This window comes from Melioribacter sp. Ez-97 (assembly GCF_051488665.1).
Lineage (GTDB): Bacteria > Bacteroidota > Ignavibacteria > Ignavibacteriales > Melioribacteraceae > Melioribacter.
The window spans coordinates 42,208-52,611 of record NZ_JBPSEG010000017.1 but is presented as its reverse complement, the minus strand read 5'-3'; the positions used below and the strand labels follow the sequence as shown (position 1 = coordinate 52,611).

9 protein-coding genes are annotated in these 10,404 nt (G+C 41.9%); 5 read left to right on the top strand and 4 right to left on the bottom strand.

Features of this window, described 5'->3' with window-relative positions; translation table 11 throughout:
* The first annotated feature begins 119 nt into the window (after positions 1–119).
* The 5 genes from ACSSWA_RS14085 to ACSSWA_RS14065 all read left to right on the top strand — a co-directional run bounded on the left by ACSSWA_RS14085 (position 120) and on the right by ACSSWA_RS14065 (position 6,473).
* Complete coding sequence (locus ACSSWA_RS14085; RefSeq protein ID WP_437357189.1) at positions 120–1,205, top strand: OmpA family protein; 1,086 nt, start codon at positions 120–122, stop codon at positions 1,203–1,205.
* Between the two features lie 102 nt (positions 1,206–1,307).
* Complete coding sequence (locus tag ACSSWA_RS14080; protein WP_437357188.1) at positions 1,308–3,329, top strand: sensor histidine kinase; 2,022 nt, start codon at positions 1,308–1,310, stop codon at positions 3,327–3,329.
* Between the two features lies 1 nt (position 3,330).
* Positions 3,331–3,774 carry a response regulator gene (locus ACSSWA_RS14075; RefSeq protein ID WP_437357187.1) on the top strand — a complete coding sequence of 148 codons (444 nt, stop codon included), beginning with the start codon at positions 3,331–3,333 and terminating at the stop codon, positions 3,772–3,774.
* A 60-nt stretch (positions 3,775–3,834) separates the two neighbouring features.
* The gene (locus ACSSWA_RS14070; protein WP_437357186.1) at positions 3,835–4,164 is read left to right on the top strand and encodes a hypothetical protein; all 330 of its coding nucleotides are present in this window, start codon (positions 3,835–3,837) and stop codon (positions 4,162–4,164) included.
* An 8-nt stretch (positions 4,165–4,172) separates the two neighbouring features.
* Positions 4,173–6,473: a FlgD immunoglobulin-like domain containing protein gene (locus ACSSWA_RS14065; RefSeq protein WP_437357185.1), complete on the top strand. Its 2,301-nt coding sequence runs from the start codon at positions 4,173–4,175 to the stop codon at positions 6,471–6,473.
* Between the two features lie 128 nt (positions 6,474–6,601).
* Here ACSSWA_RS14065 and ACSSWA_RS14060 read toward each other — a convergent pair whose 3' ends face one another.
* Genes ACSSWA_RS14060 through ACSSWA_RS14045 form a run of 4 tightly spaced genes read right to left on the bottom strand, consistent with a single transcriptional unit; the run spans position 6,602 to position 10,236 of the window.
* On the bottom strand, positions 6,602–7,756 hold the full coding sequence (locus ACSSWA_RS14060) for a KamA family radical SAM protein (protein ID WP_437357184.1): 1,155 nt from the start codon (positions 7,754–7,756) through the stop codon (positions 6,602–6,604).
* A gap of 17 nt (positions 7,757–7,773) precedes the next feature.
* On the bottom strand, positions 7,774–8,247 hold the full coding sequence (locus ACSSWA_RS14055) for an N-acetyltransferase family protein (protein WP_437357183.1): 474 nt from the start codon (positions 8,245–8,247) through the stop codon (positions 7,774–7,776).
* Positions 8,225–9,283, bottom strand: a complete 1,059-nt coding sequence (locus tag ACSSWA_RS14050; protein WP_437357182.1) for a D-alanine--D-alanine ligase family protein — start codon at positions 9,281–9,283, stop codon at positions 8,225–8,227. The genes ACSSWA_RS14055 and ACSSWA_RS14050 overlap by 23 nt, the downstream gene beginning before the upstream one ends.
* The gene (locus ACSSWA_RS14045) at positions 9,280–10,236 is read right to left on the bottom strand and encodes a D-alanine--D-alanine ligase family protein (protein WP_437357181.1); all 957 of its coding nucleotides are present in this window, start codon (positions 10,234–10,236) and stop codon (positions 9,280–9,282) included. The genes ACSSWA_RS14050 and ACSSWA_RS14045 overlap by 4 nt, the downstream gene beginning before the upstream one ends.
* Positions 10,237–10,404 lie beyond the last annotated feature (168 nt).

The following is a 10,404-nucleotide window of genomic DNA, read 5'->3' as shown; positions in this document are numbered from 1 at the left end:
CTTCGTCCCGAACGAAGCGCGCTAACCGGGCTGCGCTACACCCCGACAAAAATGGACAGACAAAAATATGATTTTTTTTATTAATTTAAAAACAAATAACCTCGGAAAGGGGAGGATGTATGAAAAAAATAATCACTATACTAATTCTTTTTGTATTCTTTGCAGCACAATCGGTAGACGCTCAGCTTGCAAAAAACAGCTGGGCAGTGGGAGCCGGATTTGACTATCCGCGTTTTGTTAATTCCAATATAACGGCAACAAGCGCAAACTACGGCGCTTATCTTTCGATCCAAAGGAATTTTACAGAACATGTTGGACTTCGTCTCTCGGGCGCATATCTTCACCTGGAAGGCGAATGGGGCGCGCCCGTAACAACTACGGTCAACAATACAATTGCGGGAAATTTGAACCTGCTCTACTATCTCGTGCCGTGCGAACCCGTGTCGCCTTATTTTAATGTAGGAGGCGGAGTGGCTTATAGGATGCTTAGCGATCAGGCGACGCCCGGCGTCGAAGACAATGCGGCAAGCGGAGTATTTAATGCTGGTATGGGCATCGAATGGCATCTGGGAAATGATTTTAAATTGGTAACGGAAGGGAACTATAATCTTGTCGCCAATTCGGAATTTGACGGCGCGCTCGGCGTCGGAGAAATTAACGGAAAAGATTCTTATATGACCGCTAAAATCGGCGTGCTCTATTACTTCAGCAAAGGCGAGCCTTCCAAATATTGCAAACTCTATTCGGGATTGAGCGTTGAACAAAAATCAGCTCCGATCGACTATGCGCGGATTGAAGAAATTGTTCAAAGGTACATTCCAAAAGAAGTTGTTAAAGAAGTAGTCGTTGAAAAACCCGTTAAAGAAGAAAAAAGATGGGTGCTTGTAGGAGTTAATTTCGAATTCAACAGCGCAAAGCTGACTCCCGAATCGTATCCGATTTTATTCGACGCGGCTAAAACTCTACTGGCTAATCCGGAATTAAAAGTCGAAATCCAGGGCTATACGGATAATATCGGCTCCGAACAGTATAACAAGAAATTGTCTCAAATGAGAGCCGATGCGGTTATGAAATATTTGATTGCCAAAGGCGTAAGCGCAGACAGACTTACGGCTGTCGGATACGGCGAAAGCAATCCGATTGCCGACAATAAAACCGCCGAGGGCAGGGCAGCCAACCGCCGGATTGAATTTAAAGTAAAATAATATCCGCGCCGAAAGAGAGAAGTCGTTTGCGGCTTCTCTCCTTTCGTTTTATTTAAATTATTTTTAATTTCACTTTAAAAATAACCGTATCGAAGAGGAATTGTGAACTATCGATATTGGCTTTTCAGTATTTTATTATTTCTCGTGATTGCCCTCTACACGTTTGTCTCTTTTTACTCCGACGAAAAAAATAACGTTATTGAGAATTCTTATAATCTTCAAAGAATACACGCGCGTCAAACTTCACTGTCTTTCAGGGAAATGTTCGATAACTGGAAGAGCATTTTAACTTATCTCGCCGCCGACGAAAATATTATTGAAATGAATAAACGGGGTAAAGAGAACATCCGCTTCTTGTACAAAAACCTGCGCAATGAATTAAAAAGCATAACGCGAGTCGGCGCCGACGGTAAAATTACGTTTACGGCGCCTTATGAAGAAGCGATTGGTTTGGACGTCTCTTCGCAGGCGCATATACAGGAGATATTCAAAACGCATAAGCCGGTTATAAGCGATGTCTTCCTGGCTGTGCAGGGCTTCTACGCTATTGTAATCCACGTTCCCGTCTTCAAAAACAACAAGTTCGACGGTACAATTGCACTCGTTTTGAATTTTGAAAAAATTGCCGAAAAGTTTGTCAGAGAGGTAACGATCGGGAAAAGCGGCTATGCGTTGTTAATAAGCCGCAGCGGGACGGAACTTTATTGCCCCAGACGAATTCATGTGGGCAATAACATAAAACAAACTTTACACGACGACCCGAATTTTGCCAATATGATTAAGAGAATGCTGGAAGGGAAAGAAGGAACTTCGCTTTTTTATTATGATCACGCTTCCGAATCGTATCGCAAAATGAGAGCATTTTATATGCCGATCCATCTCGACGGCACATACTGGTCGCTGGCTATCGTTACATCCGAAGATGAATTGACTGCGGGTCTTGCCGATTTCAGGAATAAACTGCTGATGCTTATAAGCGCAATCTTTCTGGGCGCGGTATTGTTTTCTTACTACGCATTCAAATCTTGGGGACTTGTCAAAGAGACCGAACAAAGGAAAAAAGCGGAAGCAAAATTCCGGGCCCTGCTCAGCAATTCCAACGATATTTTTATGCTGATTAATTCGGAAGGCGTTATTCAGTATGTGAGCTCGGCTATCGAATTGTTGACGGGCTTTGAAGCAGGGGATATCGAAGGGAAATCGTTCGAAAAATTTATTCATCCGGAAGACCTTAAAAATGTGGTCGAAGTTTGGGATCAAGTTCTTCAGAATGAAAGAAGTCTTTTCAGGGTTGAATACCGGGCGTTGAAAAAAGACGGCAAGTATATATGGCTCGAAGCTGTCGGCAGAAATTTCCTTTCCGAACCTCATCTTAACGCAGTGGTTGTTAATATTAGGGATATTACGGAAAGAAGAATAAAAGACGAAGAAATTCGTCAGAAGAACGAGGAAATAACGCGGTTTATTTACAGCGTTTCGCATGACTTGAAAAGCCCCGTTGTTACTATTCGTACGTTTGTCGATTATATGAAAGAAAATCTGAAAAAGAACGACGTCAAAAAATTGTCCGACGATCTGACTTATATCGATAAAGCTTCGGAAAAAATGAGCAAATTGATTGAAGACCTGCTTGAACTTTCGCGGCTCGGACGCGTTTCTCACAAAACCGAAAAATTGACTCTGCAGGAAATTGTAAAAGATTCTCTTGATCTTCTCGCAGGTCAACTGAAAGAGAAAAATATACGAATAGACGTAACGGACAAACCCGTTATAATCTACGGCGACAAGGATAAATTAGTCGATGTATTTCGAAACCTGATTGAGAACGCCGTTAAATTCACGGGCGATTGTGAGCAGCCTCACATTGAAATCGGCGTCAAAGAAAGTGAAGAAATTATTATCTATATTAAAGATAACGGCATTGGGATAGAACCCGAATATAAAAACAAACTGTTCGGTCTCTTCGAAAAATTGAACGCCGATTACGAAGGAACGGGACTGGGATTAACAATCGTGAAAAGAATAATCGAAATACACGGCGGCAGAATCTGGATTGAGTCCGAAGGACTGAATAAAGGAACTACTGTATTCTTTACCCTTCCGAAAACCATAATCAGGGGGTAATATGAAAAAAAGAAACGCAGTAATCCTGTTGATTGAAGACGATTTTGCGCACGCAGAAATCGTCAAAAGGAGTTTAGAGAATTCCGAATTCAAAATCGAAATAATACATCTCTTCGACGGAAAGGAAGGGCTCGATTTCATTTTCAAAGCCGGAAAATATTCCGAAAACAGCACACAGCCGGATATCATACTGCTCGATATCCGCTTGCCCAGAATCAACGGGTTCGAGTTTCTTCAAAAAATAAAAAACGACGAAGAATATAAAGTTATTCCCGTTGTTATATTGTCCACATCTTCAAATCAGACCGATATCGACAGAGCTTTTCAACTGGGCGCCAACAGTTATCTTATTAAACCTCTCAGCTTCGACAGATACAAAGAAATGTTCAAAAATTTTACCGGCTACTGGATCGGAGAAAATTTTTTCCCTCAGCTTCAAGTTTGAATTTTTTCGAAATTTTATTTGTTTTCTAAGTATATTTAAACAAAAATTCCCGGGATTTATATGAAAATCAAAAAATTTATACCGTTTGCTCTAATTCTGCTTTCTGTTTTTGCCGTAAACGCATGCTGTTCGTGCAAAAATGCCGTTGCCGACGGCGGAAAAGTGAAAGGCTATATTACAGTTATAGGCAACGAACCGTTTTCTAAACTTGCAATTAAAACAGACGATGATAAAGTGTACATCTTGAAGTGTAAACCCGAAACGGAAAGAGAACTATGGAAAAAGCAGGGAGACTACTATCTGGTTACTTTCACTAAAACCGAAGAGGATACGAGAGCTCCCGTTATAATTGTCGACGAAATAAAACCCTTAACTAAGAATTCAAAATAGGTAGCAATATGAAAAAATTAGCACTTGCTTTAACGTTTTTGTGGAGTATAGGCATTTCCGGACAGACATCAATAAAAATAGATAAGTCGGCGGAACAGGGAATTGCTCGGGAAACGAGCTATCCGGTTGACGCGCGTCCGTTTCTCGAAAAATTCAGCGAAGCAAACGGAATCGACCTTTCGAAAATAAAACCCGAAAAATCTCTCAAAAAATCCTCTTCGTGGGGATTTACAGTCGGCTCAAAACATACATGGACGGCTTCGGACCTGACTACAACAAATGAATTTTATGACGTACCTTCTACATGCCGTGCCGTAGGAGATAATTGCTATATCTTCGTCGAAGACAAGCTCTGGGACAGAGAAACTGTCGACCAGGATGCAGTAAATGAGGTATTGAACGCTTTTGAAAAATCGACTCCCGCAAACCCGAATAAAGGCATTTATCAAACAGTTGTTGAAAATTTCGGAAATCCGCCCGATGTGGACAACGATCCGAAAGTAATTATTTTAATTCTCGACATAAAAGACGGCTACAGCGGATCGGGGGGGTATATCTCGGGATATTTTTTCTCTTATAATCAAGAAACTGATAAAAGCAAACCGGGGTTTTCCAACAGCAATGCTGCCGAGATTTATTACCTGGACGGCGTTCAGAATAAACTGCTTACCGAAGCCGGACTTACGAACGCTATGAGCACTACCGCGCACGAGTTTCAGCATATGGTACATTATAATTATATACAAGAAGAAGAGACGTTTTTTGACGAAGCCTGGTCTCTTGTCGCCGAAGTGATTTGCGGTTATGAGGTATATAATCAAAATCTTTATGCTCAGGAACCCGATCATTATTTTCTCGATTGGCGCCGGAACGACAACACCGCCGTTTTGACCGACTATTCGAGAGCAGCCCGCTTTTCTCTCTATCTCTACGAACAGTACGGATCGTCATTCTTCAAGGAATTTCTTAATAAAAGAGTAAAAGGATTCACCGGAGTTTTGAATACGCTGAGTTCAATCGACAAATCAATTACTTTCTCGGCATTAATGGAAAACTGGTTTCTGGCTAATTTTATTAACGACAGGAACGTCAATCCGAAATGGGGCTATTCTTATCCCGGGCTGCCTAAAATGGCAGATACAAAATATTTCAATCCGAACGTGTCGGTTTCTACCGCTTCGGTTTATAAATACGGAGTCGATTATATTACTTTTACCGGCGGCAGCAATTTGAACATTAAATTTACGACAAACGAAAGCATACAGTTAAAAGCAATTAAAAGAACTTCATCCGGCGGAGTCGAAGTAGAAGACGTTTCTTTCGGAACGGATTATTCGCTGGCTTCTTTCGGATCCGATTATACCGAAGTGACTTTTATGGTTTACATTGTGGATCAGAGCGCTTATCCTGTTACGAAAGCTTTCAGCTATGCTTTCAATGCAACGGGCGTCTTCGATAACAAACCGATCGAAATTGCTTACGACAATACGGAACCTGTGGGTTATCTTCAACTTACGGCAGGAGACAGTGTGGCAGTGGTATTCAACGGAATATCAGGAATGAAATTGGACTCAGTGAAAATTGCCGTTAGAAATACACTACCGATGATTGGAGGCGTCTACGAACTGAAAGGAACTACGGCGGGATTTGCCGGAAAAAATCTTGCATCGTTTACTGTTACGCCTACACTAGCGCAAGCGCCTCCGGTAATTAATAGCGGAGCAACATATCCGTATGAACAACCGTATCCCAACTGGGTAAAAGTCGACCTTACTTCTTATAATATTTCCGCCGATAAAGATTTTACGGTTATCCTTCCCGTAGAAGGCGAATACCCGGAGAAAAACCGGGTTATGGTAACTTATTATAAATCACAAACTTCTAATAATAGTTATTGGTACAGTACAGAAAACGGCTCATGGCTTTTCTATAGCGTCCAAGACAAAGAAGGGTATATATTCCTGAATCTTATCCGCGCTTACGTTAGTTCAAAAACAACCGGCAATAACGATGTAATCGAATTGCTGCCCACGAGTTACGCTCTCGATCAAAATTATCCCAATCCTTTTAATCCTTCTACAATTATAACATATACCTTGCCCGAATTGACCAACGTACGGATAAAAATATACGACGCGCTGGGCAGGGAAGTGAGGAGCTTACTCGACGAAGTTAAGTCTGCCGGCAAGCACAATATCCTCTGGGACGGCAGAGACAATTCCGGAAATCGCGTAAGCAGCGGTACGTACTTCTATCAAATTATCGCCGGCGATTTTGTTCAGACGAGGAAGATGGTGATGGTGAAGTAGTTTTAGGGATTAGTGGTTAGGGATTAGTTATCAGGGATTAGTTGCTAGGGATTAGGGGTTAGTGGTATTTAAGTAAGAGCCTGTCGGTTATTCGGCAGGCTCTTTCATTTTTAAATGTCTGAAAACCGTTACGTTATTTCATATTCCGTAACTTCCGCTTTTGCGCTTTTCTTTAACTTTTTCGGCTTGGGTAAATTGCCGTTGCCGTTTCCTGAAGTTTCCACTTCGATTCTGGTATCTTCGTTTTTAGCTTCGCGATAGACGTAAATTTTATTTTGATAATTGCGCATAACGATTTTTTCTTCGTCGCGGTGGAGAATATAATCGGGCAGGACGGGAATTTTACCTCCTCCGCCGGGCGCGTCGATTACAAAATGAGGAATTGCCAATCCGCTTATGTTGCCTCTCAAAGCAAACATAATTTCCAGTCCTTTGTCGAGCGAAGTTCTGAAATGATTTGCGCCGCGCGTTTCGTCCGCCATAAAAAGGTAATAAGGTCTTACGCGTATTTTTAACAGTTTAAGGAACAACTCTTTGAGCACCTGCGGGTCGTCGTTAACGCCTTTCATCAAAACAGCCTGATTATTGACGGGGAATCCGGCGTCTACAAGCATCTGGCAGGCTTTGGAGCTCTCGGGAGTAATTTCCCACGGATGATTGAAATGCGTATTTATATAAATCGGGTGGTACTTCTTAAGCATTTCCACAAGTTTGGGCGTAATTCTGTGTGGCAGAACGCACGGCATTTTTGTGCCGATGCGGATTATTTCGATGTGCGGAATCTGGCGTATTCTTTTAATTATTTTTTCGAGCATTGTGTCGGTTAACATCAGCGGGTCGCCGCCCGACATAATCACATCCCGGACTTCGGTATGCTCTTCGAGATATTTGAAAGCCGATTCCAGCTGACGCATCGAAATTTTATCGGAGTTGCCCACTTTCCTTTTGCGCGTGCAAAAACGGCAATACATTCCGCATTGACTCGTCGTCAGGAACAATACTCTGTCGGGATAGCGGTGAGTGATATTAGGCACGGGACTCATAGCGTCTTCCTGCAGCGGGTCTTCATAGCCGTCAAGGTCTTCAAGCTCTTTGACGTCCGGGACGCATTGAAGCCAGATGGGGTCGCCGGGATAACGTATCAGGCTCAGATAATACGGATTAATGCGCGCCTGAAAAAATTCGTCGAGCTCCTCGGCTACCTTTCTGTCGATATTGAATTTTTCAACGAGTTGATCTACGGAGTGTATACTATCCCTTATCATTTGCTGCCAGAGTTCCATATGTGTGCCCTTTATATTTATTTTTTTATATATTTTCCAAAGACGATAAGATTATCGTTCTGTTTGTAAAAATCTTTTATCTCGGCAACAATCGAATAATTATTCCTGAAATAAAAATTCCTCGTTTCGTTATAATTATCCTGAGACGAAGTTTCGGCAAGTATCCATCTGCCGTTGTTTTTAATTGCGAACTCTTCGGCGTGGTCGAGCAATTTTTTCCCGATACCTTTATTCTGGAATTTTTTGTCGACTACAATCCAGTAGAGGTCGAATACGCCGTCTGTCAAAGGTCTGCGACCGATGCAATGATAGCCTGCAATTTCCGAGCCTTCCAGATAAACGAACACATTGTAATTGTCGACTCCTTCTTTTTCCAGAGCTTCGTCTATCAATTCGACGGCAATCTTTTTTTCTTCTTTGCTGAAATTTTTAGTGCCGTCGATAATTTCAACCAGTCGTTTCCTGTCGTCAGATTGCAGCTTGCGTATCATATTTAATCCTCTTTTCTGCAAGTTCGGCAATTTTAAGAATAACGTCTTCAAAACTTAAGCCGGCTGCATTGGCGGACCTTATGAATCCGGCGTCGGGCGATATATCGGGATTGGGATTGACTTCGATTACATAGGGCACATTTCTTTTACTCAATCGAATGTCGACCCTTGCATAATCCCTGCAGCCCAATGCATTGAAAGCCGCTTCGGCAGCGCTTTTAATCTTATCTTCAATGTCTTCGGATAGTTTAGCCGGACATTCGGGCACGGTGTTATTGTAATAAACGCTGTCCGGCGACCATTTTGCTTCGTATGTTATAATCTTTGGTAAATTGTCCGGCAGCCCGTCGAATTTTATTTCCGACAATGGCAATATCTCGGAACCGAGGATGGCAACGTTTATTTCTCTTCCCTCGATATATTCTTCTATTAAAACTTCCTGTTTGTACGTATGAAAAAGATATTCGAGTTGACTGCGCAGGTCGTTAAAGTTTCGCACTACCGAATTTTCGGATATGCCGATACTGGCGTCTTCGCGCGCGAGTTTTGTGATAACCGGAAATTTCAACGGAAATTTATCTTTAACGGGATATGAATTGCATTCCGCAATTATAAATTTAGGAGTACGAATGCCGTGCGACAACAAAATTTGCTTTGTTCTGTTTTTGTTCAAACAATTTCCCAGACAAAGCGGAGTGTTGCCGGTATAGGAAATTTCAAAAAGATCGTATAAACCCGCTACGTAACTTTCATAGTTGGCGTTGCCTTCTACGGATTCGACAAGATTGAATACTACGTCCGGGGAAATCATTCTTAGTTTGTCGATAAATTTCCTTATATCCTTGTTTACGGATAGTATTTCCACGGAAGAATACTTTTTGCCGAGAATGTCCCGAATATTTTCAATTTGCTCGACGATATTTATTTCGGACAGATCGACGTCGTTCGAAAAATCAGTCGAGCGTTTGCCCGTGTAATTTTCGTAATAACGAACCGGATCGTTGAAGCAAATCAATATCTTTCTGTCGCTCTTCATATCAAATTATGCCTTTTGGCGGCGTGATAGAGTACCTTGTTAATCATTTCGTTGTAAGATAAACCCGCGGCTCGGGCGGCTTTCGGATAACACGAATTGTCTTCCGGATTGGGCAGCACTCCCGGCAGAGGATTAACTTCTATAACGTTCGGAATATTGTTTTCGTCGAGACGAATGTCGATACGCGCCCAGTCGCGGCATCTTAATATTTTATATGTATCAAGCGCGGTTTTTTCTATTTTGCTTTTGAGTTCGTCGTCCAGTCGGGCGGGACAACTGAAAATATCAAGAGGATTGTCGGGAGTATCGGCAATCCATTTTGCTTCGTATGAATAAATCGGAAGAAGATTGTCCGGCAGCGAAGCGTAGTTGATTTCCACAATCGGCAGCGCTTCGACGTCTTTTCCGTTTCCCATTATTGCAACCGTAAATTCGCGCCCGGGTAAAAATTCTTCTATCAATAAAGGTTGTTTGTATGTTTCGATCAACTCGCCGAGTCTTATCCGAAGTTCTTCCGTATTGTTGACTAATGACGAATTGAAAATTCCTTTGCTTGAACCTTCGGCAACGGGTTTTATGATAACAGGGAACGCGAGAGAAAAGTTTATAATATCTTCGAGCGATTCGACAGTAACGAACCTGGCGTTAGGTATTCCGTAATATGATAAAATTTCTTTTGTCCTGGATTTATCGAGACATGTGGTAAGCGTAAGAGGATCGGAACCAGTGTAAGGAATGCCGAGCAGGTCGAGCATTGCCGGAATTTGAGCTTCGCGGCTTATGCCGTTAAAGCCTTCCGACACGTTAAATACTAAGTCCGGTTTTAATGTTCTGAATTTGTCGAAAGCTTCTTCGTTGGCTTCTATCAGATGCACTTCGTGAAAAAGTTCGAGCGCGTTTTTGATTGCGTTAATTGTTTCGATGGTATCCCACTCCGCATACGTGTCGTTCATGGTCAGAGTGTCGTTGTTCTGAAAAGAGAAAGAAGCTCCTTCGGAATCGTTGTTTACATCCGGCTTTAAATTATATGTTAATGCTAATTTAAGTCTTCTATTTAGTAAAAAAGAACTAATAGGAAATCCTTTTTATTTTTTTGTTACCAATATACTGATTTAAAATTT

What these genes read in the sequence shown, in the direction of transcription:
- ACSSWA_RS14085 (WP_437357189.1), top strand. Translation starts at nt 120, where the DNA reads ATGAAAAAAATAATCACTATACTAATTCTTTTTGTATTCTTTGCAGCA.
- ACSSWA_RS14075 (WP_437357187.1), top strand. Translation starts at nt 3,331, where the DNA reads ATGAAAAAAAGAAACGCAGTAATCCTGTTGATTGAAGACGATTTTGCG.
- ACSSWA_RS14070 (WP_437357186.1), top strand. Translation starts at nt 3,835, where the DNA reads ATGAAAATCAAAAAATTTATACCGTTTGCTCTAATTCTGCTTTCTGTT.
- ACSSWA_RS14065 (WP_437357185.1), top strand. Translation starts at nt 4,173, where the DNA reads ATGAAAAAATTAGCACTTGCTTTAACGTTTTTGTGGAGTATAGGCATT.
- ACSSWA_RS14060 (WP_437357184.1), bottom strand. Translation starts at nt 7,756, where the DNA reads ATGGAACTCTGGCAGCAAATGATAAGGGATAGTATACACTCCGTAGAT.
- ACSSWA_RS14055 (WP_437357183.1), bottom strand. Translation starts at nt 8,247, where the DNA reads ATGATACGCAAGCTGCAATCTGACGACAGGAAACGACTGGTTGAAATT.
- ACSSWA_RS14050 (WP_437357182.1), bottom strand. Translation starts at nt 9,283, where the DNA reads ATGAAGAGCGACAGAAAGATATTGATTTGCTTCAACGATCCGGTTCGT.
- ACSSWA_RS14045 (WP_437357181.1), bottom strand. Translation starts at nt 10,236, where the DNA reads ATGAACGACACGTATGCGGAGTGGGATACCATCGAAACAATTAACGCA.